Source organism: Marinovum sp. PR37 (assembly GCF_028807375.1).
In the GTDB taxonomy this organism is placed as follows: Bacteria; Pseudomonadota; Alphaproteobacteria; order Rhodobacterales; family Rhodobacteraceae; genus Marinovum; species Marinovum algicola.
The window spans coordinates 16,603-42,190 of the sequence record NZ_JARAML010000015.1 but is presented as its reverse complement, the minus strand read 5'-3'; the positions used below and the strand labels follow the sequence as shown (position 1 = coordinate 42,190).

General features: G+C 67.2%; 30 protein-coding genes. 13 read left to right on the top strand and 17 right to left on the bottom strand.

All coding sequences use genetic code 11. From position 1 onward, the window contains the following. Positions 1-18 precede the first annotated feature (18 nt). Entirely contained in the window at positions 19-234 is a 216-nt protein-coding gene (locus PVW49_RS13570; RefSeq protein WP_048532810.1) for a DUF1127 domain-containing protein, read from the top strand. Between the two features lie 225 nt (positions 235-459). Here PVW49_RS13570 and PVW49_RS13565 read toward each other — a convergent pair whose 3' ends face one another. The 3 genes from PVW49_RS13565 to PVW49_RS13555 all read right to left on the bottom strand — a co-directional run bounded on the left by PVW49_RS13565 (position 460) and on the right by PVW49_RS13555 (position 3,171). Beyond that, positions 460-804: a hypothetical protein gene (locus tag PVW49_RS13565; protein WP_048532809.1), complete on the bottom strand. Its 345-nt coding sequence runs from the start codon at positions 802-804 to the stop codon at positions 460-462. 107 nt (positions 805-911) lie between these two features. After that, positions 912-1,784, bottom strand: coding sequence for a 50S ribosomal protein L11 methyltransferase (locus tag PVW49_RS13560; RefSeq protein ID WP_274590780.1), 873 nt, complete (start codon positions 1,782-1,784; stop codon positions 912-914). Positions 1,785-1,935: 151 nt separating this feature from the next. Further along, positions 1,936-3,171 (bottom strand): MFS transporter, encoded by a 1,236-nt coding sequence (locus tag PVW49_RS13555; RefSeq protein WP_274590779.1) that lies wholly within the window; start codon positions 3,169-3,171, stop codon positions 1,936-1,938. Positions 3,172-3,289: 118 nt separating this feature from the next. Here PVW49_RS13555 and PVW49_RS13550 point away from each other — a divergent pair, with 118 nt between their 5' ends. After that, entirely contained in the window at positions 3,290-3,916 is a 627-nt protein-coding gene (locus PVW49_RS13550) for a hypothetical protein (RefSeq protein ID WP_371398800.1), read from the top strand. A 69-nt stretch (positions 3,917-3,985) separates the two neighbouring features. Here the strand turns inward: PVW49_RS13550 and PVW49_RS13545 are convergent, their stop codons facing one another. Together PVW49_RS13545 and PVW49_RS13540 are read right to left on the bottom strand one after the other, a co-directional pair. After that, positions 3,986-4,237, bottom strand: a complete 252-nt coding sequence (locus tag PVW49_RS13545) for a hypothetical protein (RefSeq protein WP_048532805.1) — start codon at positions 4,235-4,237, stop codon at positions 3,986-3,988. A gap of 113 nt (positions 4,238-4,350) precedes the next feature. After that, entirely contained in the window at positions 4,351-5,172 is an 822-nt protein-coding gene (locus PVW49_RS13540; protein WP_074836224.1) for a glycosyltransferase, read from the bottom strand. A gap of 163 nt (positions 5,173-5,335) precedes the next feature. Here PVW49_RS13540 and PVW49_RS13535 point away from each other — a divergent pair, with 163 nt between their 5' ends. Next, positions 5,336-5,725: a YbgC/FadM family acyl-CoA thioesterase gene (locus PVW49_RS13535; RefSeq protein WP_074836225.1), complete on the top strand. Its 390-nt coding sequence runs from the start codon at positions 5,336-5,338 to the stop codon at positions 5,723-5,725. Here the strand turns inward: PVW49_RS13535 and PVW49_RS13530 are convergent. Continuing rightward, positions 5,722-6,519 carry a protein-disulfide reductase DsbD domain-containing protein gene (locus PVW49_RS13530; protein ID WP_048533939.1) on the bottom strand — a complete coding sequence of 266 codons (798 nt, stop codon included), beginning with the start codon at positions 6,517-6,519 and terminating at the stop codon, positions 5,722-5,724. The genes PVW49_RS13535 and PVW49_RS13530 overlap by 4 nt on opposite strands. A gap of 118 nt (positions 6,520-6,637) precedes the next feature. On the opposite strand from PVW49_RS13530, the gene PVW49_RS13525 reads away from it, so the two are divergent. Next, the gene (locus PVW49_RS13525) at positions 6,638-7,222 is read left to right on the top strand and encodes a YqgE/AlgH family protein (protein WP_244526469.1); all 585 of its coding nucleotides are present in this window, start codon (positions 6,638-6,640) and stop codon (positions 7,220-7,222) included. Between the two features lie 201 nt (positions 7,223-7,423). On the opposite strand, the gene PVW49_RS13520 is transcribed toward PVW49_RS13525, so the two are convergent. Beyond that, a complete protein-coding gene (locus tag PVW49_RS13520; protein ID WP_274590778.1) occupies positions 7,424-8,476 on the bottom strand; it encodes an MBL fold metallo-hydrolase in 1,053 nt (350 codons plus the stop codon). Further along, entirely contained in the window at positions 8,476-10,185 is a 1,710-nt protein-coding gene (locus tag PVW49_RS13515; protein ID WP_274590777.1) for an acyl-CoA dehydrogenase, read from the bottom strand. The genes PVW49_RS13520 and PVW49_RS13515 overlap by 1 nt, the downstream gene beginning before the upstream one ends. A gap of 92 nt (positions 10,186-10,277) precedes the next feature. Between PVW49_RS13515 and PVW49_RS13510 the strand changes: the two genes are divergently transcribed. Then, a complete protein-coding gene (locus PVW49_RS13510; RefSeq protein ID WP_074836232.1) occupies positions 10,278-11,222 on the top strand; it encodes an L-threonylcarbamoyladenylate synthase in 945 nt (314 codons plus the stop codon). 34 nt (positions 11,223-11,256) lie between these two features. Here PVW49_RS13510 and PVW49_RS13505 read toward each other — a convergent pair whose 3' ends face one another. After that, positions 11,257-12,906 (bottom strand): electron transfer flavoprotein-ubiquinone oxidoreductase, encoded by a 1,650-nt coding sequence (locus PVW49_RS13505; RefSeq protein ID WP_048532792.1) that lies wholly within the window; start codon positions 12,904-12,906, stop codon positions 11,257-11,259. 296 nt (positions 12,907-13,202) lie between these two features. Between PVW49_RS13505 and greA the strand changes: the two genes are divergently transcribed. The 3 genes from greA (at position 13,203) to PVW49_RS13490 (ending at position 15,092) form a co-directional block, all read left to right on the top strand. Then, on the top strand, positions 13,203-13,673 hold the full coding sequence (gene greA / locus PVW49_RS13500) for a transcription elongation factor GreA (RefSeq protein WP_048532790.1): 471 nt from the start codon (positions 13,203-13,205) through the stop codon (positions 13,671-13,673). A 47-nt stretch (positions 13,674-13,720) separates the two neighbouring features. Beyond that, the gene (locus tag PVW49_RS13495) at positions 13,721-14,779 is read left to right on the top strand and encodes a hypothetical protein (RefSeq protein WP_274590776.1); all 1,059 of its coding nucleotides are present in this window, start codon (positions 13,721-13,723) and stop codon (positions 14,777-14,779) included. 133 nt (positions 14,780-14,912) lie between these two features. Further along, a complete protein-coding gene (locus PVW49_RS13490) occupies positions 14,913-15,092 on the top strand; it encodes a hypothetical protein (RefSeq protein ID WP_074836237.1) in 180 nt (59 codons plus the stop codon). A 126-nt stretch (positions 15,093-15,218) separates the two neighbouring features. On the opposite strand, the gene PVW49_RS13485 is transcribed toward PVW49_RS13490, so the two are convergent. Genes PVW49_RS13485 through PVW49_RS13475 form a run of 3 tightly spaced genes read right to left on the bottom strand, consistent with a single transcriptional unit; the run spans position 15,219 to position 18,548 of the window. Then, on the bottom strand, positions 15,219-16,994 hold the full coding sequence (locus tag PVW49_RS13485; protein ID WP_274590775.1) for a bifunctional molybdopterin-guanine dinucleotide biosynthesis adaptor protein MobB/molybdopterin molybdotransferase MoeA: 1,776 nt from the start codon (positions 16,992-16,994) through the stop codon (positions 15,219-15,221). Beyond that, entirely contained in the window at positions 16,991-17,620 is a 630-nt protein-coding gene (mobA, locus tag PVW49_RS13480; RefSeq protein WP_274590774.1) for a molybdenum cofactor guanylyltransferase MobA, read from the bottom strand. The genes PVW49_RS13485 and mobA overlap by 4 nt, the downstream gene beginning before the upstream one ends. Before the next feature lie 43 nt (positions 17,621-17,663). Further along, entirely contained in the window at positions 17,664-18,548 is an 885-nt protein-coding gene (locus PVW49_RS13475; RefSeq protein ID WP_274590773.1) for a formate dehydrogenase accessory sulfurtransferase FdhD, read from the bottom strand. Between the two features lie 52 nt (positions 18,549-18,600). Here PVW49_RS13475 and PVW49_RS13470 point away from each other — a divergent pair, with 52 nt between their 5' ends. Continuing rightward, positions 18,601-19,314, top strand: a complete 714-nt coding sequence (locus PVW49_RS13470; RefSeq protein ID WP_274590772.1) for an AzlC family ABC transporter permease — start codon at positions 18,601-18,603, stop codon at positions 19,312-19,314. Further along, positions 19,311-19,637 (top strand): AzlD domain-containing protein, encoded by a 327-nt coding sequence (locus PVW49_RS13465; RefSeq protein WP_274590771.1) that lies wholly within the window; start codon positions 19,311-19,313, stop codon positions 19,635-19,637. The genes PVW49_RS13470 and PVW49_RS13465 overlap by 4 nt, the downstream gene beginning before the upstream one ends. 49 nt (positions 19,638-19,686) lie before the next feature. Here the strand turns inward: PVW49_RS13465 and PVW49_RS13460 are convergent, their stop codons facing one another. From PVW49_RS13460 to PVW49_RS13445, 4 genes are all read right to left on the bottom strand, one after another. Beyond that, a complete protein-coding gene (locus PVW49_RS13460) occupies positions 19,687-20,316 on the bottom strand; it encodes a hypothetical protein (RefSeq protein ID WP_170850529.1) in 630 nt (209 codons plus the stop codon). 22 nt (positions 20,317-20,338) lie between these two features. Then, positions 20,339-20,473 carry an aa3-type cytochrome c oxidase subunit IV gene (locus PVW49_RS13455; RefSeq protein ID WP_074836245.1) on the bottom strand — a complete coding sequence of 45 codons (135 nt, stop codon included), beginning with the start codon at positions 20,471-20,473 and terminating at the stop codon, positions 20,339-20,341. Between the two features lie 79 nt (positions 20,474-20,552). Then, a complete protein-coding gene (locus PVW49_RS13450) occupies positions 20,553-21,035 on the bottom strand; it encodes a DUF6173 family protein (RefSeq protein ID WP_074836246.1) in 483 nt (160 codons plus the stop codon). 13 nt (positions 21,036-21,048) lie between these two features. Beyond that, on the bottom strand, positions 21,049-21,507 hold the full coding sequence (locus PVW49_RS13445) for an Lrp/AsnC family transcriptional regulator (RefSeq protein ID WP_074836248.1): 459 nt from the start codon (positions 21,505-21,507) through the stop codon (positions 21,049-21,051). Between the two features lie 105 nt (positions 21,508-21,612). Here PVW49_RS13445 and PVW49_RS13440 point away from each other — a divergent pair, with 105 nt between their 5' ends. The 3 genes from PVW49_RS13440 to PVW49_RS13430 all read left to right on the top strand — a co-directional run bounded on the left by PVW49_RS13440 (position 21,613) and on the right by PVW49_RS13430 (position 24,490). Then, positions 21,613-21,831 (top strand): DUF6356 family protein, encoded by a 219-nt coding sequence (locus PVW49_RS13440; RefSeq protein WP_244526470.1) that lies wholly within the window; start codon positions 21,613-21,615, stop codon positions 21,829-21,831. Positions 21,832-21,969: 138 nt separating this feature from the next. Beyond that, positions 21,970-23,688 carry a tetratricopeptide repeat protein gene (locus PVW49_RS13435; protein WP_274590770.1) on the top strand — a complete coding sequence of 573 codons (1,719 nt, stop codon included), beginning with the start codon at positions 21,970-21,972 and terminating at the stop codon, positions 23,686-23,688. Then, positions 23,675-24,490 (top strand): 4-(cytidine 5'-diphospho)-2-C-methyl-D-erythritol kinase, encoded by an 816-nt coding sequence (locus PVW49_RS13430; protein ID WP_274590769.1) that lies wholly within the window; start codon positions 23,675-23,677, stop codon positions 24,488-24,490. Before PVW49_RS13435 ends, PVW49_RS13430 begins: the two co-directional genes overlap by 14 nt. A gap of 92 nt (positions 24,491-24,582) precedes the next feature. Here PVW49_RS13430 and PVW49_RS13425 read toward each other — a convergent pair whose 3' ends face one another. Continuing rightward, positions 24,583-25,581, bottom strand: coding sequence for a polyprenyl synthetase family protein (locus tag PVW49_RS13425; protein WP_074836251.1), 999 nt, complete (start codon positions 25,579-25,581; stop codon positions 24,583-24,585). Between the last annotated feature and the right edge of the window lie 7 nt (positions 25,582-25,588).

Genomic DNA, 25,588 nt, shown 5'->3' with positions numbered 1-25,588 from the left:
TAGCCTAGGAGCAAAACAATGGCAGTTTCTGAACAGAGCCACGCCCATATCGCCATTGCCGGCGTTGCCGAACGGATCGGTCGCGTCATTATCGCCATGATCTCGGCCGTGCAAGAGTGGAACGACGCCCGCCAGACCCGCAAGATGCTGTCGCAGCTGAGCGAGAGCGAGCTGGACGACATCGGTCTGACCCGCGCTGACATCGACCGCGTCGCACGCGGCGATTATCACTGAAAGCGCGCAGATGAGTACGCCCCCGGGCCGCGACTTCGATGGAAGCCGCGGCCTTACTCGTTAATGGGGGGCGGGTAAGTCTGATGATGCGGCCCGCAGAAGTCTAGGCGTGGGTGCGGGCCGCGGGAATCCGGTCCGGGCCGCGGGGGGCGGCTGGACCGGAGCACTGGTTAACAAACAATCGGATGCGCGGGGCGCGGCACGCCAGGGCCGGCGCCCCTGCGATCACATAAGCAGCGGTGCAATGAAGCGGGCGACGGCCTGCGATACGGGCTCGATCTGCATCGCCCAGGCGGCGCCCTGCTCGAAAATCGTGCCCTCGGCCAGCAGCGCCAGCTTGTCTTCGTATTGAACCGGGCCCTGATGGGCGATCAGCAGGCCCTTGAAGCCGACAAAGCCCAGGCCGATGGTCAGCAGGCCGCGCAGCGGCACGCCGGTGAGCCCGCGGCGCGGACGTTGACGGATGACCCCTGTACGGTCAATGAAATTGACGTGACCGCGCGCCAGCTTGCGGTTCTTTCTGGCAATGCGATTCACACGTTTGTCGAAATGGAAAAGCGTTTCCGACATGGCAGCCTCTAACTATCTGGCCCCCACCAGACACGGGAACCTTAATGGGCTGCAAATGTGGCGGCACTGCGGCAACTGCCTCGAATTGACCGAAAAACCCCGCAAAATCAGCTAGATTTGCGGAGGGTCAGGGTCGTCCATTCAACAATATCTTCGCGTTGCACCAGATTGATACCATTCCGGGAATAAACCGCAATGACCTCATCCGCCTGTTCGGTGAGGATTCCGGATAGAATCGCATATCCCCCGGTATCGAGCGCCCTGGCCATATCGGGAGCCAGGGCGATCAGCGGCCCCATCAGGATATTGGCAAAGACCAGATCAAAGGGCGCGCGCGCGGCGATGTCGGGATGATCGAAGCCGGTGGCCTCGACACAGGCCACTCGTCCCTCGAGCCCGTTGGCGCGGACATTGGCCTCGGCCACGTCGACGGCCACCCGGTCGATATCCGAAGCCAGCACTTCTTGCGGCCAAATCCGCGCCGCCGCCATCGCCAGAACGGCGGTGCCACAGCCGATGTCGGCCACGCTCTGGCCTTCGAAGCCGTCATTGGCCAGCCGGTCGAGCGCCCGCAGACAGCCCAGCGTGGTGCCATGGTGGCCGGTGCCAAAGGCCATGGCGGCCTCGATCAGCAGCGGCTCGGCGTTTTCGGGCACCTTGTCGGCGTCATGGCTGCCATAGACAAAGAACCGACCGGCCTCGACCGGAGCAAGCTCGCGCCGGACCTTGGCCACCCAGTCGGTCTCGGGCAGTTCAGAGATGACGAAGTCCTTGGCCGCGAAGGCGGCCGAGAGCAGCGCAAGCGCTGCCGCATCGGGGGATTCGGTGAAATAGCCGCCGATTTCCCAGAGGCCCGAGCCATCCTCCATCTCGAAGACGCCGACGCCGGTGGGCTCCGGCTCCAGCCGTTCCATCGCCAGACCGAGCGCATGGGCCTGATCTTTTCCGGTCAGGGTGGTGAAGGCGGTGAATGTGGGCATGAGGAGCCTCCTGGCAAGCGTTTCCGGTCTCTAGCCCGAAGTCGCGGCCATGGCCAGTCACTCTCTGCCTGGCCCGGATGGCCCGCCGCGCCCCGGACGTGATCCGGGGCCTCTTGGCCCGGCTGGCGAAGCGCTCCCGGCCGGGCGGGGATCACTCGGCGGGGGCGGCGGCGATATAGCCGGAAAACACCGTCTCGTTGCCGGGCGCCGGGTGGCGCGGGATCAGCAGCGCCAACAAGAAGGAGGCCGTGGCGATCCCCGCCGCCCCGACAAAGACCGCGCCGGGCGAGATCAGCCAGAGATACCCCAGCCCTGCCGGCAGGAACACCGCCGCGATATGGTTGATGGTAAAGGCCACCGCCGCCGTGGGGGCGATGTCGCGCGGATCGGCGATCTTCTGGAAATAGGTCTTGAGCGCCAGCGCCAGGGCAAAGAACATGTGATCGATCACGTAAAGCGAGGCGGCCAGCAGCACGCCCCAGCCGAAATAGTAGATGCCGCCATAAGCCAGAAACACCGCGATCAGCCCGGCGTATTCAAAGAGCAGCGTCGCGCGTTCGCCGAACCGGCCGACGGCGCGGCCCATCACGGGAGCAAAGACCATGTTGGCCACGAGGTTGATCAGGAACAGCGCCGTGACTTCATGCACCTGAAAGCCGAAGCGTTCGACCATCATGAAACCGGCAAAGACCACGAAGATCTGCCGCCGCGCACCGGACAGGAATTGCAGCACGTAATAAAGCCAGTAGCGCCGCCGCAGGATCAGCTTCTTGATCTGCGGATCGGGGGCTTCGAACCGCGGATAGGCCAGCATCGCCAGCACGGCCAGCGCCGCGGTGATGCCGCCGGCGATCAGGTAGACATGTGGATAGGACAGTCCCAGCGCCTCCCAGGTCAGCACGATGGCGCCATAGGCCAGCAGGGTCGCCGCCGAGCCCGCCGCCAGCAGCAGGCCGAGAATGCGCGGCGCCTGATCTTTGGGCAGCCATTGCAACTGTAACGACTGGTTGACCGTTTCGTAGTAGTGAAAGCCGATCGATGACAGCATGGTCACTGTCAGGATACCCGCCATCGAGGGGAAATATGCGGTCACCGCCGTCGCCACCCCCAACAGCAGCAGCGCGACAAGCCCCAGCACCTGCTCATGCATCAGCATGATCAGCGCGATGACGCCCACCGCCAGAAAGCCGGGGATTTCGCGTACCGTGTGCAGCCAGCCGATGTCCGATCCGTCAAACCCGGCCACTTCGATGACGAAGTTGTTGAGCAGCGCCGACCAGGTGGCAAAGGCCACCGGCATCGCCGCCGCCATGAGAAACAGCAACGTCACCGGCCGCTGCCAGAGCGGCAGCTCGCGGGAGGTGGAAAGGGGCACACAACGGATCATGAGCCTTGCCATACGCCCGCCCGCGCGCGAAGGCGAGCGAAACCGGCGCGTAGGCGCCTCTGCATGGCCGCACAGAGCGCGGTTTATCCCGCCGTCGCAGGGTGCTAAGGACGGCGCCATGCTGACGTCCGACGATATCGCCCCGCTTTTCACCCGCGCCGACGGGAGCTATCTCTTTGCCCGCTGGGGCCGACCGATCGCGCCGATCGTCTTTGGCGTGACCGAGGCCACCCTGCCGGTGATCAAGGGCGCGATGGAGGCGGTGGTTGCCATGGCCGGCCACCAGATGGCCGAGACCGACCCGGAGCTGGGCAGCAACTGCATGTTTTTCTTCTTCCGTGACTGGGACGAGCTGACCGAGGTGCCCGACCTCGACAAGCTGGTGCCGGATCTGGCGCCGCTTGTGGCGCGGCTCAAAGCCGCCGGCGCCAACCAATACCGAGCCTTCCGTTTTGACGATCAGGGCGCGATCAAGGCGGCTTTTGTCTTTCTGCGGATGGACAAGGGGCTGGGCGCCCAGCCGGCCGAGGATCTGGCGCTGGGGCAGGTGGTGCAGGTGATGCTGCTCTGGTCGGAACAGGCCTTTGCCGAGGTCTCGCCCTTGGCCATTGCCGGGGGCAGGACCGTCTTGCGCCCCGAGATCGGCGCCGTGATCCGCGCAGGCTATGATCCCGTGATGCCGGCGGTGGCGCAGGATCCGAGCCATGCGCTCCGGCTGGCGGCGCGGGTGAGCATGGCGCAATAGCTTTGTGGGGGCAGGGCCGCGGCGCCCTCCCGAACGCCGCGACCCCGGATCATCTGTCGGGGGCAGGTCTCACTTCTTGTCGTGCCGACCCGGGGCGTAATCCTTGCCGTTGGTCCGGCCATCGCCATTGCGATCCTCGCCGACGCTGGCCGAATAGCCGGGCGAATAATCGCCGCCATTGGCCTTGCCGTTGCCATTGCGGTCGCTGATGTCGTCAGGGTTGTCCTTGGCCACCTGTCCCGGCGGGTTGCCGCCTTCGTGCAGGGCGGCCACGGGGCCAGCGGCAATAACCGCGCTCAGTGCAATCAGAAAAAGTCTCATGCTGTAATCTCCCATGTCAGACCGAAATCCTCGGTCGGCGGAAGCTACGTAAGGTCAACCTCAAAAGTTTCGCGCGTGACGGATTTTTCGCGGATCAGGGGGCGGCCGCGCCATCAGGCGGCTTGTTCCACCCGCGTCTCTGCATCGGCAATCGGCCAGTCGGCGATCAGCTCTCGCAGCAGGGGAAAGGCGCGGTGCATCTTCTCCATCTCATCGGCCTGTACGATGTTGTCGGAATACTGCGCCCGGCTGTCGTTGCTGTCGTGCACCGCCCGGATATAGCTCGGGCTGCGCGAATAGATCACCCGGACCGGGCGACGCTCGAGGATCTTCTTGTGGGCGATGCCAAAGGGCTGACGGCGCGATCCGGTGGGGGCGGTGACCGCCAGCCCGAGATTGGTGGCCGCATTGAGCCGGTGGCGCAGCGATATCTGGCCGTCCCGGAACACTGCCGAAATGCCGCGCGCATGCGAGAGAAAACAATATTCCTCGCCCGGCGCGCGCAGTTTCTTGGCGGCCATCGCCTCGGCGCGCAGCTTTTCGGTGAAATCGGCGCTGACCGCGTCATCGTCATCGAGCACGATCTGCGTGCTCCAGGGATCGCGGTTGAAGGTTGCCTTGCGGTAGCGGGTGAAACAGGTGCCGGCGCTGTCGGGGCCGCGAAAGATCACATGCGCACGGTCGCCCAGCATGTCGCCGCAGACCTGTTGCAGCCGGGATTTGTGCCGCTCTGGCAGCGCCTCGGCCGAAAGCACGATCAGGCCGAAATCGCCATCGCTCTGATCGGCCAGCGAGCGCAGAGCGATCTTTTCGAGGAAATAATGCCGCCCGTCGAGCCTCGCGTCATCGAACAGCTTGGCGGCGTCGTTCGACGCCTCGGATTGCCAGCCGGAGCGTCCGAAATAGGAATAGCGCATTTCGTAGATCATGTGCATCGGCGGCCTCGCGGATCATTCGAGACAAAGTCTAGCGAGAGGTGGGCGGCCAACCAAGCGGCTTCGGGGCACTTGCGCCGGGGCTGTTGCCAAATTGAATCCGCCCGGCTTGCACCGCGCGCGGCGGAATGGTTTGACGGGGGCGGGCAACAGGGGATTTACGATGCGCCACCGTTTCGACTGCCGGGTCTATTACGAAGACACCGATATGGCGGGGATCGTCTACCACGCCAATTTCCTCAAGTTCATCGAACGCGGGCGCAGCGAATGGGTGGCCTCGCTGGGAATCGACCAGCGGCAGATGAAGACGCGTGACGGGCAGGTCTTTGTCGTCAGGCGGATCGAAGGCGACTATCTGAGCCCGGCATATTATGGTGATGACCTGACGGTCCTGACCACGGCGGACAAGATCGGCGGCGCCCGCATGGTGCTGCGCCAGCAAGTCTGCCGGGATGAGACGCCGCTGTTCGAGGCGCTGGTGACCGTGGTGGTTCTGGGGCCGGGTGGGCAGGTGCTGCGGCTGCCGCCGGAGCTGCGGCGCGCGCTGTCCTAGCCGCTGGCGCAGCCGCGAATGTCGACGGCGTGACGTTTGCCCAGAACGGTAAAGCGCAGGCCGGAGCGGTCGAGCGCAAAGGGCGCGCCCTCGACATGCTGCATTTCGGTCGATGCGGTCAGGATGTTGCCGGCGCGGCGGGTCTCGGCCTCGGCGACCCAGATCGACGGGTTGGCGGTCTCGACCACCACGAACTCCTGGCCGCCGGCGCTGGGCATGGCGATGCGCGCGGTCAGGGCGACGCCGCCCTCGACCGGCGAGATGCGGCAGGAGACCTGGCCGACCTGCGCCTCGCGCGCCGTCAGCGGCCGGTCGACCAGCGCCGCGACAAGCCGCGGATCGCGCCTGTCGCCGGGGGTCAGCGTGGCGGAGAACCGCAATTCCGCAGGCACGCAGACATCCTTGCAGACGCCAAGCTCCATCCGGCCGGTCAGGCGCATTTCGCCGCCGGCGCTCTCCGGGCGGATCATCAGCGGGATCACCACGTCGCCGGGATAGCCGATCGATGTCATGCCGTTCTGGTCCATCGCCTCGGGCGTCGGCCAGAGCGTGCGCAGGCTGGCGATATTGCGGCTGCCGGCCCAGTCGAAACGCGGCGGGATGCCGGCGTCGCCGGGGCTGCGCCAATAGGTCTTCCACCCCGGCGCGAGATCGAGCAGCAGCCCGACCACATGGCTGCCGTCGGCCTGTTGCCAGCCGGGGATCAGCGCGGCGCGCGCCACCTCTGTCGTCTGGGCAGCGGCGGGCCCGGCAAGTCCGAACGCAAGCGCAAGTGAAGTCAGCAGGTGTCGCATCATAGGTTATGAGATGCGGGAAAGCCGGCTGAAATCCAACTCACTTTGTGGCGAGCCTTGCGTCATCTGGCGCCACGGCCCATCTTGACTGCAAGGCAGCAAGGGGAGCGCAGAGGCGATGAACGAGCCGATGACCAACGACGGCGATACCGGCCTGACAGGACAAGTGCTGATCGCGATGCCGGGGATGCTTGACCCGCGCTTCGCCCATTCCGTCGTCTATCTCTGTGCCCATTCGCCGGAAGGCGCGATGGGGCTGATCTTCAACAAGCCGGTGGCCGATCTCGGGCTGGGCGAGTTGCTGGAACAGCTCGAGGTGCCGGTGACCGACGACTTCCGCCAGAGCCGGCTGCATTTCGGCGGACCGGTGGAGCAGGGCCGGGGCTTCGTGCTGCACACGCCGGATTACGAATCGCCGGTGGCAACCCTGCATGTGGACGAGATGGTCTCGATGACCGCGACGATGGACATCCTCGAAGAGATCGGCGCCGGCCGCGGCCCGAGGCGGCGTCTGGTGGCGCTGGGGTATGCCGGATGGGGGCCGGGGCAGCTCGAGATGGAGCTCGGACAAAACGGCTGGCTGACCTGCGAACCCGATCCGGCGCTGCTTTTTGACCGGCCGGACCCGGAAAAATGGGAGGCCGCGCTGGGCGTGCTGGGGATCGATGCCCTGGCGCTGTCCGCGACTGCCGGGCACGCCTGAACGGCGCGCGCGTCGCGAGGGCAGGCCGCTTTGTCGCGTCCCGGGTTTGCTTCGGGATCGCGCCCGGCGTTGCGGCCCCGGACTTGGCCCGGAGGCCCCGGATCGGGTCCGGGGCGGTGGTGGGAGCAGGGATGGCCTTGAAAGGCACGCGTCCCGGGCTCGCCCCGGGACCTCGCGGCTGAAGGCCCCCCGGGCTGAAAATCAGCCGGCAGCCACCCGTTGCCAGACCCAGGCGCCGTCGTCGCGGATCTCGCGCGTGGCCTGACCGGTGTGCCAGAGGTGCAGGCAATGCGCCATCGCCTCGACCATCGCCAAGCCGTATTCGCCGGCGCCGATCCGGCGCTTGAACAGCGGCGCGAAGCAGTCGGTGGCGGTGCGCGGCGTTGCGAGATGGGCGGCAAGCCGCCTGAGCGCGCCATGATGGTTGTCGATCAACTGGTGCAGGCGCAGCGGCAGCCCGGTGAAGGGCAGCTTGTGCCCGCCAAGCACCAGGTGCTCCTCGCGCGCGAGCGGCAGGAAGCGTTCGCAGCTCTCCAGCCAGTCGGCCACCGGATCGGCCTCGGGCTCGGTGGCATAGACGCCGATGTTCGACGAGATCGACGGCAGGATCTGATCGCCGGCGATCACCAGGTTGTCGTCGCGACTCCAGAAGGTGGCATGCGCCGGGGCATGGCCATTGCCGAAATGCACGGCCCAGCGGCGGCCGCCCATGGTGACCTCGTCACCCTGGGCGATCCGATGAAACCCCAGCGGCAGCGGCGCCACCACATCGGCGAAATTGAACGGCCGCTCGGCGCTGCGTTTCGCCAGGATCTCGGGGTCCATGCCGCAGGCGCGCCAGAAGGCCAGGGTTTCCTCGGTGGGCCCGTGCTGTTCGTCCAGCGTCAGCATCCGCGTCATCAGCCAGGCGGTGCGGGTGGCCCAGACCTCGGCGCCATGGGTGGATTTGAGCCAGCCCACCATGCCGGTGTGATCGGGGTGGTGGTGGGTCATCACCACGCGGCGCACGGGCTTGCCGGCGAGCGGCCCGGCAAGCAGCCGGTCCCAGAGCGCGCGGCTGCGTTTCGACGAAACGCCGCTGTCGATCACCGTCCAGCCGTCGCCATCATCGAGCGCATAGACGTTGACATGGTCCAGCGCCATGGGCAGCGGCAGGCGCATCCAGAGCACACCCGGCGCCACCTCCGTCGCCGCGCCCTCGGCGGGTGGCTCGGGCCAGGGATAGCGGATGCCGGAGGTGTCGCCGTCCCGCATCAGGAGGCCAGGTCTTCGGGGCTCAGCGCATAGAGGGCCGCCGCGCCGGCGCGCGATTGTTCGAGCAGGCTGGCGTGTTCCGGCAGCAGCCGTTCGATGTAGAACCGCGCCAGCCGGCCGCGGGCGCTGTCGGCCTCGGCGGCCTTGAGGTGGAAATGTCCGCCCAGCACCCGGGCAAAGCCCATCAGGAAAGGCACCGCGCCGGCGAAGCGTTCGTTCAGGTCACTTGTACCGATCAGAGCCTCGACGGTTTCGCGCAGCGTTTCCGAGGCCTGCCAGACCGGCTCGGCCAGATCGGGCAGGGTGGCGCGCAGCCCCTCGGCATGGGCCTCGACCTCATCCAGCAGCGCATTCATCGCCTCGCCGCCGTCCATCATCTTGCGGCCCACCAGATCCATCGCCTGAATGCCGTTGGTGCCCTCGTAGATCGCGGTGACGCGGACATCGCGATAGAATTGCGCCGCGCCGGTCTCTTCGATGAAGCCCATGCCGCCGTGCACCTGCACCCCGGTTTCGGCGACGCGCATGCCGGTCTGGGTGCCAAAGGCCTTGGCGATCGGGGTCAGCAGCGCGGCCCGCGCCGTCCAGGCCGGATCGCCGGTGGCCTGGCCCATGTCGATCGCCTGGGCGCATGCCACGGCAATGGCACGGGCGACAAAGGTGTCGGCGCGCATTTCGGCCAGCATCCGGCGCACGTCGGCGTGATCGACGATGGTGCCGGTGCCGCCCGCGACCGGGGTGCGGCCCTGCTTGCGGTCGAGCGCATAGGCCAGCGCGGTCTGGGTCGCCGCCTCGGCCTGGCCCAGCCCCTGCACACCGACGCCGAGGCGGGCGTTGTTCATCATGGTGAACATGGCGCGCATGCCGTCATGCGCCTCGCCCACCAGCCAGCCGGTGGCGCCGTCGTACTCCATCACCGCCGTGGGCGAGCCATGCAGGCCCATCTTGTGCTCGAGCGAGACCACCCGCAGGCTGTTGGGTTTGCCGGGAGCGCCGTTGTCATCGGGGATGAACTTGGGCACCAGGAAAAGCGAGATGCCCTTGGTGCCCGGCTTGCCATCGGGCAGGCGAGCGAGGACCAGGTGACAGACGTTCTCGGCAAAGTCATTGTCGCCCCAGGAGATGAAGATCTTCTGGCCGGAGACCGCATAGGTGCCGTCGCCGTTGGGCTCGGCCTTCGACCGCAGCGCGCCCACGTCCGACCCGGCCTGCGGCTCGGTCAGGTTCATCGTGCCGGTCCATTCGCCCGAGATCAGCTTGGGGATATAGAGGTCTTTCAGCGCGTCCGAGGCGTGGTTTTCCAGCGCCTCGATCTGGCCCTGGCTCATCAACGGCGCCAGTTGCAGCGACAGGCAGGCGCCCGACATCATGTCGTTGACCGCCGTGGTCAGCATCATCGGCAGGCCCATGCCGCCATGTTCGGGGCTGGCCGACATGCCGATCCAGCCACCTTCGCCGATCGCCTTGTGCCCCTCGGCAAAGCCGGGCGAGGTGCGCACCACGCCGTTTTCAAGCACCGCCGGGTGCAGATCGCCGTTGCGCTGGTACTGCGAAAGCTTGTCCTCGCAAAGCCGGGCGGCCTCGGCCAATACGGCCTGGGCCATGTCTTCGGAGGCTTCGGCGAAGGTTTCGGTTGCGGCAACCGGGGCCAGTGGCACGACATGGCGGAAAATGACGTCGTAATCACTGAGCGGGGCGGAATAGGCCATGGGAATACTCCCTTGCAAAGGCTTTGCTTTCTGTTGCGCTACAGCTATACGGCTGCGCAGCTTTGCGGCAACTGAAACGCGGCGTCACGGACATGACCCAGATTGAGACAGACCGGCTCGATCCCGCCTCTGGCGGAGTGGCGCGCGCCGTGGCGGTGCTGCGCGCCGGCGGCCGCGTGGCGTTCCCGACCGAGACGGTCTACGGCCTCGGTGCCGATGCCCGCGACGGTGCGGCGGTGGCGGGGATCTATGCCGCCAAGGGCCGGCCCAGCTTCAACCCGCTGATTGCCCATGTGGCGGATATCGCCACCGCGCGGCGGTACGTGCATTGGAGCGACCTGGCCGACCGGGTGGCGCAGGCCTTCTGGCCGGGGCCGCTGACGCTTGTTCTGCCGCTGCGCGAGGATGCCGGAATATCGCCGCTGGTGACGGCGGGGCTGTCGACTCTGGCGGTGCGGGTGCCGGCGCATCCGCTGGCACAAGAGCTGTTGCGGGCCTTTGACGGGCCGCTGGCGGCGCCCTCGGCCAACCCCTCGGGCCGGATCAGCCCGACCTTGCCGGACCATGTGCTGGCGGGGCTCGATGGCGAGATCGAGGCGGTGCTGATGGGCGGCGCCAGCGAGGTCGGTGTGGAATCGACGATCCTCTGGCTGGCGCCGGCGCCGGTGCTGCTGCGCCCCGGCGGGCTGCCGGCCGAGGCGCTCGAGGCGATGCTGGGCGCGCCGCTCGAGACCGGCGGCTCGGCCGAGGCGCCTTCTGCGCCCGGTCAGCTGCTGTCGCATTACGCGCCCGAGGCGGGCCTGCGGATGGATGCCACCGAGGCGCGCGCGGGCGAGGTGCTGCTGGGCTTCGGGCCGGTGTCGGGCGCGATGTCCCTGTCCGAGAGTGGCGATCTGCACGAGGCGGCGGCGCGGCTCTTCGGGGCGCTGCATGCGCTGGACGGTCAGGCGTCGGTGATCGCGGTGGCGCCGATCCCGGAGGTGGGGTTGGGCCGGGCGATCAACGACCGGCTGCGGCGGGCGGCGGCGCCGCGCTGAGCCGCCGTATGGGCGTTCCGGCGCGGCGCTCACCTCACATATTCGGATAATTCGGCCCGTCGCCGCCCTGCGGTGTCACCCATTTGATGTTCTGCGACGGGTCCTTGATGTCGCAAGTCTTGCAATGCACGCAGTTCTGGAAGTTGATCACGAACTCCGACCGCCCATCCTTTTCCACCACTTCATAGACCCCGGCCGGGCAATAGCGCTGCGCCGGTTCGGCGTATTTCGGCAGGTTCTCGTCGATCGGCACCGAGGGGTCGAGCAGCCGCAGGTGACAGGGCTGGCTCTCTTCGTGGTTGGTGAAGGAGAAGGCGACATTGGTGAGCCGGTCAAAGCTCAGCTTGCCGTCGGGCTTGGGATAGTCGATCGGCTTGTGGTGATAGACCGTCTGGGTGGCCTCGGCATCCGATTTCCCATGCTTCAACGTGCCGAAGAGCGAGCCGCCAAACAGCGAATTGGTCCACATGTCGAGCCCGCCAAGCGCCAGTGAAGCAGTGAGGCCCCATTTCGACCACATCGGCTTGACGTTGCGCACTTTCTTCAGGTCCTTGCCGATTGCGCCTTCGCGCACTTCGGTCTCATAGGCGCTCAGCTCGTCGCCGGCGCGCTCGGCCTTGATCGCATCATAAGCCGCCTCGGCCGCCGCCTTGCCCGACAGCATGGCATTGTGGTTGCCCTTGATGCGGGGCACGTTGACCATGCCCACCGAACAGCCCAGCAGCGCCACGCCCGGCGCCACCATCTTGGGCATCGACTGATAGCCGCCCTCGGTGATCGCCCGCGCACCATAGGCGACGCGCTTGCCGCCTTTCAGCAGCTCGGCCACCATCGGGTGATGCTTGAACCGCTGGAATTCCATATAGGGGAAGAGATGCGGGTTCTTGTAGTTCAGGTGAACCACGAAACCCACGTAAACCTGATTGTTGTCAAGGTGATAGATGAAGGATCCGCCACCGGCATTGCCGCCCAGCGGCCAGCCCATCGTGTGGGTGACCGAGCCTTCGCGGTGTTTGGCGGGATCGATCTCCCAGATCTCCTTCATGCCGAGGCCGAATTTCTGCGGCTCTTTCCCGGCCGAGAGGTCGTATTTCGCGATCACTTCCTTCGACAGATGCCCGCGCACGCCTTCGCCGAGGAAGACGTATTTGCCGTGCAGCTCCATGCCCGGCTCGTAGCCCGGACCCTCGCTGCCATCGGGGTTGCGGCCGAACTCGCCGGCGATCACGCCCTTCACTTCGCCGTTCTCGCCGTAGACCAGTTCGGAACAGGCCATGCCGGGGAAGATCTCGACGCCCAGGGCTTCGGCCTGTTCCGCCATCCAGCGACAGACATTGCCCATGCTGACGATGTAGTTGCCATGGTTGTTCATCAGCTTCGGCATCGGCCAGTTGGGGATGCGGACCTTGCCCGCTTCGCCCAGCATGTAGAAATTGTCATCCCGGACCGGCACATTGATCGGCGCGCCCTTGTCCTTCCAGTCGGGGATTAGCGCGTCGAGGCCGCAAGGATCGAGCACCGCGCCCGACAGGATATGCGCCCCCACCTCGGAGCCCTTTTCCAGCACCACCACCTCGAGATCGGCATCGAGCTGCTTGAGCCGGATCGCCGCGGACAGGCCGGCCGGCCCGGCGCCCACGATCACCACATCATATTCCATCGCTTCGCGCGCCACGTCGCTCATCTCCGTCCCCTTGGCTTGTGCTGCACCTGCATCATAATCCGCAGAGTCCTGCCCGGAAAATACCCCTTGGTCAACGTCCGGCGCTGCGTCAAAACCGGTCATTTGCCGGACAATTCGGAAAATTCCGGGATGTTAGCGCTCAAGCTGTGCGGCGCTGCCGAATCGCGCGGCGCTTTGCCCATGCAGGGAAATCCCCCTTGCATCCGGTCCGATGCTCGGGGCAATGTCGCTGAAACGAGCTGAGATGAATTCGCCGCCGCCTCGACAGGGGCAGGCGGCCCTTTCTGGTAAGGCCTATGGAAAAGATACCTATGACGCGCGCCGGCCACGCCGCGCTCGAATCCGAATTGAAAACGCTCAAATCCGTCGAGCGTCCCGCCGTCATCCAGGCGATTGCCGAGGCGCGCGAGCTGGGCGACCTCAAGGAGAACGCCGAGTATCATTCGGCGCGGGAAAAACAGGGGTTCATCGAAGGCCGGATCAAGGAGCTCGAGGGTGTGCTCAGCCTGACCGAGGTGATCGATCCGACCAAGCTGTCGGGGCCGGTCAAATTCGGCGCCACCGTCACCGTCGTCGACGAGGACACCGACGAGGAAAAGACCTGGCAGATCGTCGGCGAACATGAAGCCAATGTCGAAAAGGGCCTGCTGAACATGAAATCGCCGATCGCCCGTGCCCTGATCGGCAAGGAAGAGGGTGACAGCGTCGAAGTCCGCACGCCGGGCGGGACGAAGGATTACGAAATCCTGAAAGTCGCCTATATCTGACGGCGCGCTCCCTGCGCGCTGAGCGCCCCCTCATGAAGAGCCCGGCCATGCCCGACGCGACATCCGACACCCCTCCGCCCGACACGGGCGCCCGGCTTGCGCCGGCGGCGCCGACGCCACTGGGCATCTACGACCGCAGCCGCGGCCCGCAGGTCACCGGCATCGAGGTGACCGCCGTGGCGCTGTCGCTGGTCTGGCTGCTGGGGGCGGCGATCTTCTTTGTCGTGCTGGAGCCGTCGAACGGCACCGATGACAGTCTGTGGTTCCTGATGACCATGCTGGCGGTGTTCATGCCGGTGGGGATGATCTGGGTCGCCGCCACCGCTGCGCGCGCCTCGCGGGTGATGCGCGACGAGGCGACGCGGCTTCAGACCGCCATCGACGCGTTGCGCCATGCCTATGTCAGCCAGAGCCAGGGCGGCGCCTCGGCGACCTCGGTGGGCCGCAAGCTCGACGAGATCGCGGCGGCGCAGCGCAAGGCCGAGGCGACGCTGGCGATGTTCTCGTCGACCCGCGAGATCGGCAGCCACCGCCCGGCCCAGCCCGCCGCCCGCGCAGCCGCTGCACGTCCGCAGGGCCAGGCCGACGATCAGCCGGCGCTGGCACTGGGCACCCCGGCCGAGGCGCTGACGCCCGAGCTGTCGAATGACGATTTCATCCGCGCGCTGAACTTCCCGGAAACGGCCGAGGACCGCGACGGTTTCTCCGCCCTGCGCCGGGCGCTGAAGCATCGGCCCACCGCGCAGCTGGTGCAGGCGGCGCAGGATGTCCTGACCCTGTTGAGCCAGGACGGCATCTACATGGACGACCTGCGCCCCGACATGGCCAAGCCCGACGTCTGGCGCCGTTTTGCCGAGGGCGCCCGCGGCCGCGCCATCGCCGGGCTGGGCGGCGTGCGCGACCGGTCGTCGCTGGCACTGTCAGCGGGGCGGATGAAGCAGGATCCGATCTTCCGCGACGCGGCGCATCATTTCCTGCGGGTCTATGACCGGGCGTTCCAGAGCTTTTCCGAACGCGCCTCGGATGCCGAGGTGGCGGCGTTTTCCAACACCCGGACCTCGCGCGCCTTCATGTTGCTGGGCCGGGTCGCGGGGACGTTCGACTGACGGCTGATCCGGCTTGGGGCTGGTTGATGCGGAGGCCCCGGATCGGGGTCCGGGGCGGGGGTCCTGAAATCCTCGCGTCCCGGGCCTGACCCGGGACCTCCTGGCCCCGCCACCGAGCGCGCCGGATCACATCTTGAAATTTCCGAATGGCAGAAGCTTCCCCGACGCGGCGCATCATTTCCTGCGGGTCTATGACCGGGCGTTCCAGAGCTTTTCCGAACGCGCCTCGGATGCCGAGGTGGCGGCGTTTTCCAACACCCGCACCTCGCGCGCCTTCATGTTGCTGGGCCGGGTCGCGGGGACGTTCGACTGACGGCTGATCCGGCTTGGGGCTGGTTGACGCGGAGGCCCCGGATCGGGGTCCGGGGCGGGGGTACTGAAATCCTCGCGTCCCGGGCCTGACCCGGGAGCTCCTGGCCCCGCCACCGAGCGCGCCAGATCACATCCCGAAACTTCCGAATGGCAGGAACCGCACCGGATCGCCGACGGCGATCTCGGCCGCGCCATCGGGCAGTTCCACCAGCCCTTCGGCCCAACTCAGCCCGCTGATCCGGCCCGAGCCTTCGGAGGTAAAGACCTCCGCTCGCCCCTCCCGCATCCGGGCGCGCAGGTATTCCCGCCGCCCCGGTTTCTTGCGCTTGGCGAACCCCGCCGGCACCTCGAAGCCCTGCGGCGCCTGCCAGTCGCCGCCGGCCAGCAGCGCGACCGCCGGGCGGGCAAAGATCAGCGCGCAGACCAGCGCCGCCACCGGGTTGCCCGGCAGGCCGAAGACCGGCACGCCGTGCCAGGTGCCAAGCGCCAGCGGCCGGCCAGGCTTGACCGCGATCCGCCAGAGCTGCATCGCCCCCGCTTCGCGCAGCAGCGCCGACATGTGGTCTTCGTCCCCCGCCGAGGCGCCGCCAGAGGTCAGCAGCACATCTGCCCGCCCGGCCGCGTCGTCGAGCCGGGCGCGCAGCGCGGCGCGGTCATCGGGGGCAATCCCCAGGTCGACCGCCTCGACGCCCCAGCGCCGCGCCAGCGCCAGAAGCATCGGGCGGTTGGCGTCAAAAATCTGCCCGCCGCCCGCGGCGGCGCCGGGCGGCCGGATCTCGTCGCCGGTGGACAGCACGCCCAGCCGCAGCCGCCGCCGAAGCGGCAATGTCCCGTGGCCGACGGCCGCCAGCAGCGCCAGGTCGGCCGGGGTCAGCGGGCGCCCGGCACGCAACACGGTCGCGCCTTCGGCCACATCCTCGCCGGCGCGGCGGGCATTGGCGCCGCGTTTGAGCGGCCCGTTGAGGGCAATCTGCCGGCCGTCGGTCGTCACATCCTCTTGCAGCGCCACGCTGTCCACGCCCTCGGGAAGCGCCGCGCCGGTCAGGATGCGAAGGGCATGGCCCGGCGGCACGGCGCCGGCAAAGGGCACCCCCGCCGCCGCCCGGCCTTCGACCAGCGGCAGCCGGGCCACGCCCGCGGGCAGCGGGCCGGCAAAGCCATAGCCGTCGACCGCCGAATTGGCCTGCGGCGGGTTTGCGCGGCGAGCGGTGAGATCTTGTGCGAGGATGCGGCCCTCGGCCGCCTCCAGCGGCTGCTGTTCGATGCCCACCACCGGGCGCAGGTTGGCACGCAGATGCGCCAGGGCGTCCTCCACCGGCACCCAGTCGACCCCGGCCGGCAGGGCAAAGCAATCGTTGCTGAGCGGCGGCGGGGCGAGGGGCGCTGCGTCCGCCGCAGGCGCCTCCTGCGCCACCAGCCCCACCTCGCGCAAGATGAAATCGGCAATGGCGGCGGTGTCGTCGAGGTGAAACACCGGCCGGTCGAGCGCTGGGGCGGCATCCGAGGCGACGGCGCGGATCGTCGGGTCGCCGGGCGCGATCAGCGGCTGGCCGGTGGCGGCGCGCTGGGCTTCGATCTTGGGGTGACGGTCGCGCTTGTAGCCCTCGACCAGCACCAGATCGCAGGGCGCGAGCTGCGTCAGCAGCGCCTCGAGCGGCGGCTCGCCGGCGCCGCGCAGCTCGGTCATCAGCGCCACGCGGTTGCGCGAGGCCAGCAGAACCTGCGCCGCGCCGGCCTCGCGGTGACGGTGCGAATCCTTGCCCCGCTGATCGACGTCAAAGCTGTGATGGGCATGTTTCACCGTCGATACGGTAAAGCCGCGCCCGGTGATCTCGGACACCAGCCGCTCCATCAGCCCGGTCTTGCCCGAGTTTTTCCAGCCGGTCACGCCATAGAGTCTCATGACAGCAGTGCCTCCGCGTGCGCCAGATCCTCGGGCGTGTTGACGTTGAAAAAGGCCTGGCTGTCGGGGAAAAGCGCCTCTCGGCCACCGTGTCGGTCGGTCCAGAGCACAACCTTTTTCAGCCCCTCGTGCAATGCCGCGCGCAGGTCGTCGCGCAGGGCGACCGGCCAGAGGCCGAAGGTCGGGTGACGGATCAGGCCGGATTTCGACATGGATTTGGTCTCTTCCGCGTCGCGCGGAGTGGCGGCGAGCACCAGCGGGTGGGCCTGGCCCCGGGCCTGCGCGCCGAGCCGCGCCACCAGGTCGGCGGGCAGAAAGGGCGTGTCGGCGGCGGCGGTGACGATCTGGTCGAAACCGCGCGTCGCCGCGTGGTCCAACCCGGCCAGAACCCCGGCCAGCGGGCCGGCAAAGCCCGGGATCGTGTCGGCAACCACGGGCAGGCCAAGGCCCGCGAAGCGCGCCGGGTCGCCATTGGCGTTGAGCACGATCTCGCTCACCTGCGGCTGCAACCGGGCGATCACATGGGCGAGTATCGTGGTGCCGCCAAGCGGCAACAGCCCCTTGTCGCCGCCGCCCATGCGCCTGGCCTGGCCGCCGGCAAGGATCACGCCCAGCGGCGCGCTCATCGGTGCGCCCCTCCGCTTTGCAGGTCTCGAAGAGCTTCGGCCGTCATTGCCCGGCCCCCTTGCGCCGGTGCTTGCCGGGTTCCTCCGGCACGCTGTCGGGGTCGACGTCCCAGGTGATGCGTTCTTCGCCCGACAGGCAGACAAAGCGCTTGCCGCGCATCCGCCCGATCAGCGTCAGGCCCACCTGCCGGGCAATTTCGACCCCCCAGGCGGTAAAGCCGGAGCGCGAGGCCAGCACCGGGATGCCCATATGCGCCGTCTTGATCACCATTTCCGAGGTCAGCCGGCCGGTCGTATAGAGGATCTTGTCGCTGCCGGTGACGCGCTCCTGCATCATCCATCCGGCGATCTTGTCGACCGCGTTGTGCCGTCCGACGTCCTCCATGTAGACCAGCGGGCGGTCCCGGTGACAGAGCACCGTGCCATGGATCGCCCCGGCCTCGAGATAGAGCGACGGCGTGCGGTTGATCCGCGCCGACAGCGCATAGAGCCAGCTCGCGCGCAGCTCGGCCTCGGGCAGGGTAAGGTCTTCGAGCCCCTCCATCATGTCGCCAAAGACCGTGCCGACGGCACAGCCGCTGGTGCGGGTCTTCTTCTTGAGCTTGTCCTCGTGGCTGGTCTGGCGCGCGGTGCGCACCACCACCACCTCGAGATCGGCGTCATAATCGACCCCGGTCACCACGTCTTCGGGGCCGAGCATCGCCTGATTGCGCAGAAAGCCCAGCGCCAGATATTCGGGATAATCGCCGATCGTCATCGCGGTGACGATTTCCTGCGAATTGAGATAGATCGTCAGCGGCCGCTCCTCGACCACCGAGATTTCCTGCGCCTGACCGGCATGATCGACACCGCGCACCACCCGCGTCAGACGCGGGGCCGAGGGATCGGGGGCGATCAGAAAGGGGGCGGCATCTGGTGCGGTCGGCAATTGCGTCTCCCGGCGTCTCTTAGTAGGGCTTGCGCGAACCTAGGATGAAGCCATGCAACCCTCCACCCCCAAACGCGATTTCTGGCGCGGGATGCGCGACGGCGCGCCCTTTATTCTCGTCATCATCCCCTTTGGCGGGCTGTTCGGCGTGGTCGCCACCGAGGCCGGGCTCAACGTCTTCGAGGCGCTGACCTTTTCCATTGTGGTGATCGCCGGCGCGGCGCAGTTCACCGCGCTGCAACTGATGGTCGAGGATGTGCCGCTGTTGATCGTGCTGATCTCGGCCCTGGCGGTCAACCTGCGGATGGCGATGTATTCTGCCGCGCTGACGCCGCACCTGGGCGCGGCGCCGGTCTGGCAGCGCGCGCTCTGCGCCTATTTCACCATCGATCAGAGCTTTGCCACCAGCCAACTCACCTTCGAACGCGAGCCGGACCTGCCGGTCGCCAGCAAGGTGGCCTATTTCCTCGGCACCGCCTTGGCGGTGTCGCCGCTGTGGTGGGTAGCCACGGTTGTGGGGGCGTTGCTGGGCAAGAGCGTGCCCGAATGGATGGCGCTCGACTTCGCCATTCCGATCACCTTCCTGGCGCTGCTTACGCCGATGCTGCGCACCTTGCCGCATGTGATCGCGGCGCTGGTGTCGATCGTGGTGGCGCTGGTCTTTGCCTTCCTGCCTTACAACCTTGGCCTTCTGGTCGCGGGTGTCGCCGCGATGATGGCCGGGGCCGAGGCCGAGCGACGGCTGACCCGGAGAGCGGCGGCATGATCACCGCGGTCGAGATCTGGGTGGCGATCATCGTCATCGGGCTGGGCAGCTTCCTGCTGCGGTTCAGCTTTACCGGCCTTGTCGGCGGGCGCAATCTGCCGACCTGGGTGCTGCGGCACCTGCGATATACGGCGGTGGCGCTTCTGCCGGGGCTGGTGGCACCGCTTGTTGTCTGGCCGGCGGCCACGGGTGGCACCCCGGATGCCCCGCGTATGGTCGCCGCCGCGGCCACGATCCTCGTCGGGCTGGCCACACGCAACGTGCTGGCGGCGATCGGGGCCGGGGCGGCCGGGCTCTATCTCACGCCCTATCTGGTGGGGTAGGGCGCGGGCCGGGCCCGCGCGGCGCGCTAGTCAATCTTAACGCGTGGCGTCATTGGCTCCGCCGGGCGCGCTGTTCGGCGTCGAATTCCGCAATCGCCTCGGATTTGTCATCCGAATCGTTTTCCCTCAGGGTGCGCGTCGTCACGCCGGGCAGCTTGGCGAACTGATCGCTGAGACTGTTGGGAAAGAATGTCGGCCGGATGCTTTCGAACCCCGGCAGTTGCCGCAGCAGCCGGCTGGTGGCCTGGCTGCAAAAGGCCTGTGACACCGCGCCATTGTCGAGCGCCAGTTGCAGCGCCTTTTCGGCGGTGGCGGCATCGACCTCGATCCGCTGGATCACCACGTGAAAGGTTTCACGAGCATGAGCGCGAGCATAGAAATCGGCGATTCGCGGGGTGACGCCGAACAGCACGTCGCCCCGTTCGGCAATATCCGGATGCTGGACTGATCCGGCGGGATCAAAAATCACCCGCTGCGACCCGTTGATCATCAGGCTGGTGTGCGCGCCGGCCCCGGTCTTGTTGCTGACCATCGTATAGAGCGTCAGCGCCGGCGGCCCGTCATGACGATAGGCGGCGCGTTGCACCACCTCGAGATCATCGTACCGGGTGCGATCCGGCGCGGCGCCGCAGCCGCCCAGAACGGCGAGACCCAGACAGGCCGCAATCAGCGTTTTCATAAGTCAGGCCTCGGCCGCAGCGTCAGGTGTTGAAGATCGCGAGGAACAGCAGGATCAGGATCGTGGCCACCACCACCCGGATCGTGGCCGTGACGAACCCGTTGAAGGTTTCTTCCTGAACGGTGATGTCCATCTCGCCGTGCTTGTGATCAGCCATCTGTCGTAGTCCTCTGAACTGGTTTGCCCGAGGATGTAGCGGATTCCCGCAGGGGTGTCACGCCTCCATCGGCGCGCGATTATGTCGCTTCCGGCGACTCTTCGCGGGTGGCATCCTCGAGCCTCTGCGCCAGCCGGAAACCGATCCGCCGGGGCTTCTCGGCCTCGACCAGCTTGGGCAGGGCCCGCAGCAAGACATTGAGTTGGCTGATATGCTGGACAAGCTGGGTGCGGATGCCCTGCGGGTCGGTGCCGTAGAATGTGATGATGTCAGGATCGAAGAATCCCATGCCCTCAATCCGCAATACACCGGCCTGCGACCCGGTGAACCCCATCGCCACCTCATGCGCATTGTCGAGATCGGCCTCGAAGTCGCGGATATAGAGAACCAGCCGCTCATAGGCCCATTCCGCCGGGCTTTTCCGGGCCACCGGCTTGTCGGTGACACAGCCGTCCGGCGTGGCCCCGCCCTTGCGGCTGTCATCGGCATAAACCTCGATGCGACGGGGCAGGGCGGCGGCCTCATAGGCCTCGGCGGTGGTGGAAATTTCGGTCTCGTCCATGGGGCCTCTGGCGTTAAAGCGGGAGTTCGGTGGTGTCCTTGATGTCTTCCATAACAAAGCTGGCAGAGATATCCGAGACCGGCACCATCGCGATCAACTTCTTGTAAAACGCGTCATAGGCCGGCACGTCGGCGACCCGCACCCGCAGCACGTAATCGAGTTCGCCGGTCATCCGGTGAGCGCCGGTTATTTCCGGCAGCAGCCGGACGGCGCGGCCGAATTTCTCCATCCAGTCGGCGTCATGAGCATTGGTGCGCACCATGACAAAGGCCTGAAGCGGACAGCCGGCGCGCGCCGGATCCAGCAGCGCCACCCGCTTGCGGATCACGCCGCGCGCTTCGAGATTGCGCATCCGCCGCCAGCAGGCATTGCGCGACAGCCCGGCGGCGGCAGCCAGATCATCCATGCTCTGGGTGGCGTCGCGCTGCAATGCGGTGAGGATTTTGAGATCGAATGGGTCAAGGTCGGCCATGGCTGGGATCATGTCCCAATGCCGGGCCGATGTGCAATGAATTTCGGGATCTCCTCTCACGCCCGCAGGGCTAGCCTTGGGCAAACGCACCTTACGGAGAGACCCATGTCTGCACAGAACGGCCCGATGGCCTTTTTCACCGCCCATCCCGCCTCGGTCAACGAGAGCTATTTCCAGCACATGCGCTTTGCCCTGGGCTTTGCCGGGCTGCTGGTGCTGGCGGCGGGGGCCGCGCTGGTGCATGCGGTGTTTCCGGCGCTGTGCGAGACAACGGCCAGCCGGCTGGTGCGCCGGATGCATGACCGGCTGACACGCCGGCACTGAGCCGATTTTCCCGGCGACGGCCCCGATTTTCGTCTCACGATGACGTGAAATCGCCGATAAGGGGATATCTAGAACCGCTGCATTGCCTGTTTACTGCCTGCAAACTAGGGTGTCTGACAAGCCAATGAGGAGCAGCGGGTGACAGCGAACAGATTTGGATGGATCGTGGCATGGGGCCTGGCGCTTGCCACTGCGGCGCCGGTTTCGGCGGCAACCCTGTCGGGGGCCTATCTGGCCGCGCGTCAGGCCGGGTATCAGACGGATTTCCGGGCGGCGGCCGATTATTACGAAAAGGCCCTGTTCCTCGACCGCGAAAATCCCAGCCTGATCGAGGCGGCCGGCGCCGCCCGCCTGTCGCTGGGCGAGGTCGATCGTGCGATTGATCACGCGCGCAAGCTCGAAGAGATGGGCATTCGCTCGCAACTGGCGCAGATGGCGCTGACGGCGGGCCATGCCCGCGACGGCCGCTACGGCGATATCCTCGGCATGATCGACGACAGCCGCGGCATCGGCCCGCTGGTCGACGGGCTGCTGGTGGCCTGGGCCAAGCTGGGGCAGGGCGACATGAGCGCCGCCCTGGTGGCCTTTGACGAGGTTGCCAACGAAAAGGGGCTGGGCAGCTTTGCCGCCTATCACAAGGCGCTGGCGCTGGCCTCGGTCGGCGATTTCGAGCGCGCCGAGGAAATCATGTCGGACGAGACCAGCGGCGGCGCCCTGCTGACCCGTCGCGGCATCGTTGCGCGGGCCCAGGTGCTGAGCCAGCTCGGCCGCAACGCCGAGGCCGCCGAGCTGATGGACGCAAGCTTCAACGCGCGCCTCGACCCGGGGCTGAGCGCGCTGCGCGAATCGCTCGAAGGCTCCGCGCCGGTGGGCTTTGATATTGTCAGCTCGCCGCGCGAAGGCATGGCCGAGGTCTTTTACACCATTGCCGGCGCGCTCGAGGGCGAAGCGGGCGACGATTACACCCTGCTTTATACCCAGATCGCCGAATATCTGCGCCCCGATCACATCGACGCCATCCTGCTGACCGCGCAGCTGATGGAGGATCTGGGCCGCTACGAGCTGGCCGTCGCCACCTATGAACGGGTGCCCGAGGACGATCCGGCCTATCACGCCGCGGTTCTGGGCAAATGCGATGCGCTGCGCGCCTCGGGCAAGGTCAAGGACGCGATCACCGAACTCGAGGCCCTGGCGGTAACCCATGGCGACCTGCCGGTGGTGCATGTCTCGCTTGGCGATCTCTATCGCGGCGAGGCCGATTACGACGCCGCCACCTCGGCCTATGACAAGGCGGTGGCGCTCTATGGCGAGCCGACCAAGGCGCAATGGTTCGTGTTTTTCGCCCGCGGCATCGCACAGGAGCGGCGCGGCGAATGGGCCAGCGCAGAGGCCGATTTCCGCCGCGCGCTCGATCTCAGCCCGGATCAGCCGCAGGTGCTGAACTATCTTGGCTATTCGCTGGTGGAAAAGCGCCAGAAGCTCGATGAGGCGCTGGCGATGATCGAACGCGCCGTCGACATGCGGCCGAACTCCGGGCATATCGTCGACAGTCTCGGCTGGGTGCTCTATCGCCTGGGCCGCTATGACGAGGCGGTGGGCCACATGGAACGTGCCGCCGAGCTGATGCCGGTGGATCCGGTGGTCAACGATCACCTGGGCGACGTCTATTGGGCGGTGGACCGCAAGCTCGAGGCGCGGTTCCAGTGGCACCGGGCGCTGAGCTTTGTCGATCCCGATGACCCCGATGCCGAGGCCGATCCCGAGCGCATCCGCCGCAAGCTGGAGCTTGGCCTCGACGCCGTGCTGGCCGAGGAAGGCGCGCCGCCGCTCGAGGTGGTGGAGAATGGCGCCAACTGAGGCCTTCGCCCCGGCGAAGATCAACCTGACGCTGCATGTCACCGGCCAGCGTGCCGACGGCTATCACCTGCTTGATTCGCTGGTGGTCTTTGCCGGGGTCGGCGACGTCCTGCGCGTGGCGCCGGCCGACGAGATGTCCTTGCGCGTCACCGGGCCGATGGCGGCGGGCGTGCCCGAGGACGCGCGCAACCTTTGCTGGAAGGCGGCCGAGGCCTTTGGCGCGCCGGTCCACATCGAGCTGGAAAAGCATCTTCCGGCGGCGGCGGGCATTGGCGGCGGCTCTTCCGACGCGGCGGCGGTGTTGCGGGCGATGGAGACGATTTACGGCCGGCCCTTCAGTGGCGATGCCCTGCGCCTCGGAGCCGATGTTCCGGTCTGTCTGCTGGCCCATGCGGCGCGGATGTCGGGGATTGGCGAACAGGTGCTGCCGCTGTCGCAGCCGCCGATGGATGCGGTGCTGGTCAATCCGGGCGTCGCGGTTTCGACGCCGGCGGTCTTCAGGGCGCTGAGATCACGGGACAATCCGCCGATGACGGATTGGCCGCTGGATGGCCGGAGCGACAGCACATTGGCTTGGCTGCGCACCATGCGCAACGATCTCGAGCCGCCGGCGATCGGGGTGCAGCCGGTGATCGGCCGCGTCCTGACGGCGCTGGACGAGGAAGGCGCCGACCTGGCGCGGATGTCGGGGTCTGGCGCGACCTGTTTCGGGCTTTTCCCCGACGGCGGCGCGGCCGCCGCCGCGGCGCGCCTGCGCGCGGCGCATCCCGGCTGGTGGGTGGCCGCCACGACCCTGACCTGAGCGCCCGCGCCCCGGACCCGATCCGGGGCCTCCCGGTGGGCCAGGGGGTCCCGGATCAGGTCCGGGACGGGGTGGGGCAGGTTCGGGACCGGTCAGTTCACCCGCGCGACAACATAGGTGGCGAGATCGTCAAGCATGGCGCGGATCGGGTGGTCGGGCAGGCGGGTAAGGGCGTCACGCGCCCTGTCGGCCCAGTCCAGCGCGTCCTGCCGCGCGGCCTCGAGGCTGCCGTGCCGCTCCAGCAGCGCCAGCGCCTGCGCGAGATCGCCGTCTTCCTGCCGCCCTTTTTCGATGGTGCGTTTCCAGAAGGCGCGTTCCTCGGCATCGGCCTGGGCCACCGCCTTGATCACCGGCAGGGTGAGCTTGCGTTCGCGGAAATCGTCGCCGACGTTCTTGCCGGTCGCCTCCGAGCCCCAGTAATCCAGCAGGTCGTCGACCATCTGAAAGGCGACCCCCAGCGCATCGCCAAAATCGAACAGCGCCTTGATCTCTTCTTCCGGGCGGCCGGCGATGACCCCGCCCACTTCGGTCGCGGCCGAGAACAGCGCGGCGGTCTTGCCACGGATCACTTGCAGATAGACCGCTTCGTCGGTGGCCAGGTTCTGTGCGGCCGAGAGCTGCAAGACCTCGCCTTCGGCAATCGTCGCGGCGGCGTTCGACAGGATGTCGAGCACCCGGAGATCGCCCGGTTCCACCATCAGTTGAAACGCGCGGGCAAAGAGGTAGTCGCCCACCAGAACGCTCGACTTGTTGTCCCACAGCAGGTTGGCGGTGGGCCGGCCCCGGCGTTGGGCGCTTTCGTCGACCACGTCGTCATGCAGCAGCGTCGCGGTGTGGATGAATTCGACCGTCGCCGCCAGCTTGACGTGATCGGCGCCCTCATAGCCGCACATCCGCGCACAGGCCAGCGTCAGCATCGGCCGCAGCCGCTTGCCGCCGGCATCGACCAGATGCGCCGTCACCTCGGGAATGCGCGGCGCATGTTTCGACGCCATGCGGCCCCGGATCACCTCGCCCACGGCCTCGAGATCCGCGGCGAGGAGCTCGGCCAGCCGTTCGTGAGGTTTTGCCACCGCGTTGTCCAAGCTCATCACACTC

What these genes read in the sequence shown, in the direction of transcription:
- PVW49_RS13570 (WP_048532810.1), top strand. Translation starts at nt 19, where the DNA reads ATGGCAGTTTCTGAACAGAGCCACGCCCATATCGCCATTGCCGGCGTT.
- PVW49_RS13565 (WP_048532809.1), bottom strand. Translation starts at nt 804, where the DNA reads ATGTCGGAAACGCTTTTCCATTTCGACAAACGTGTGAATCGCATTGCC.
- PVW49_RS13560 (WP_274590780.1), bottom strand. Translation starts at nt 1,784, where the DNA reads ATGCCCACATTCACCGCCTTCACCACCCTGACCGGAAAAGATCAGGCC.
- PVW49_RS13555 (WP_274590779.1), bottom strand. Translation starts at nt 3,171, where the DNA reads ATGATCCGTTGTGTGCCCCTTTCCACCTCCCGCGAGCTGCCGCTCTGG.
- PVW49_RS13550 (WP_371398800.1), top strand. Translation starts at nt 3,290, where the DNA reads ATGCTGACGTCCGACGATATCGCCCCGCTTTTCACCCGCGCCGACGGG.
- PVW49_RS13545 (WP_048532805.1), bottom strand. Translation starts at nt 4,237, where the DNA reads ATGAGACTTTTTCTGATTGCACTGAGCGCGGTTATTGCCGCTGGCCCC.
- PVW49_RS13540 (WP_074836224.1), bottom strand. Translation starts at nt 5,172, where the DNA reads ATGCACATGATCTACGAAATGCGCTATTCCTATTTCGGACGCTCCGGC.
- PVW49_RS13535 (WP_074836225.1), top strand. Translation starts at nt 5,336, where the DNA reads ATGCGCCACCGTTTCGACTGCCGGGTCTATTACGAAGACACCGATATG.
- PVW49_RS13530 (WP_048533939.1), bottom strand. Translation starts at nt 6,519, where the DNA reads ATGCGACACCTGCTGACTTCACTTGCGCTTGCGTTCGGACTTGCCGGG.
- PVW49_RS13525 (WP_244526469.1), top strand. Translation starts at nt 6,638, where the DNA reads ATGAACGAGCCGATGACCAACGACGGCGATACCGGCCTGACAGGACAA.
- PVW49_RS13520 (WP_274590778.1), bottom strand. Translation starts at nt 8,476, where the DNA reads ATGCGGGACGGCGACACCTCCGGCATCCGCTATCCCTGGCCCGAGCCA.
- PVW49_RS13515 (WP_274590777.1), bottom strand. Translation starts at nt 10,185, where the DNA reads ATGGCCTATTCCGCCCCGCTCAGTGATTACGACGTCATTTTCCGCCAT.
- PVW49_RS13510 (WP_074836232.1), top strand. Translation starts at nt 10,278, where the DNA reads ATGACCCAGATTGAGACAGACCGGCTCGATCCCGCCTCTGGCGGAGTG.
- PVW49_RS13505 (WP_048532792.1), bottom strand. Translation starts at nt 12,906, where the DNA reads ATGAGCGACGTGGCGCGCGAAGCGATGGAATATGATGTGGTGATCGTG.
- greA (WP_048532790.1), top strand. Translation starts at nt 13,203, where the DNA reads ATGGAAAAGATACCTATGACGCGCGCCGGCCACGCCGCGCTCGAATCC.
- PVW49_RS13495 (WP_274590776.1), top strand. Translation starts at nt 13,721, where the DNA reads ATGCCCGACGCGACATCCGACACCCCTCCGCCCGACACGGGCGCCCGG.
- PVW49_RS13485 (WP_274590775.1), bottom strand. Translation starts at nt 16,994, where the DNA reads ATGAGACTCTATGGCGTGACCGGCTGGAAAAACTCGGGCAAGACCGGG.
- mobA (WP_274590774.1), bottom strand. Translation starts at nt 17,620, where the DNA reads ATGAGCGCGCCGCTGGGCGTGATCCTTGCCGGCGGCCAGGCCAGGCGC.
- PVW49_RS13470 (WP_274590772.1), top strand. Translation starts at nt 18,601, where the DNA reads ATGCAACCCTCCACCCCCAAACGCGATTTCTGGCGCGGGATGCGCGAC.
- PVW49_RS13465 (WP_274590771.1), top strand. Translation starts at nt 19,311, where the DNA reads ATGATCACCGCGGTCGAGATCTGGGTGGCGATCATCGTCATCGGGCTG.
- PVW49_RS13460 (WP_170850529.1), bottom strand. Translation starts at nt 20,316, where the DNA reads ATGAAAACGCTGATTGCGGCCTGTCTGGGTCTCGCCGTTCTGGGCGGC.
- PVW49_RS13455 (WP_074836245.1), bottom strand. Translation starts at nt 20,473, where the DNA reads ATGGCTGATCACAAGCACGGCGAGATGGACATCACCGTTCAGGAAGAA.
- PVW49_RS13450 (WP_074836246.1), bottom strand. Translation starts at nt 21,035, where the DNA reads ATGGACGAGACCGAAATTTCCACCACCGCCGAGGCCTATGAGGCCGCC.
- PVW49_RS13445 (WP_074836248.1), bottom strand. Translation starts at nt 21,507, where the DNA reads ATGGCCGACCTTGACCCATTCGATCTCAAAATCCTCACCGCATTGCAG.
- PVW49_RS13440 (WP_244526470.1), top strand. Translation starts at nt 21,613, where the DNA reads ATGTCTGCACAGAACGGCCCGATGGCCTTTTTCACCGCCCATCCCGCC.
- PVW49_RS13430 (WP_274590769.1), top strand. Translation starts at nt 23,675, where the DNA reads ATGGCGCCAACTGAGGCCTTCGCCCCGGCGAAGATCAACCTGACGCTG.
- PVW49_RS13425 (WP_074836251.1), bottom strand. Translation starts at nt 25,581, where the DNA reads ATGAGCTTGGACAACGCGGTGGCAAAACCTCACGAACGGCTGGCCGAG.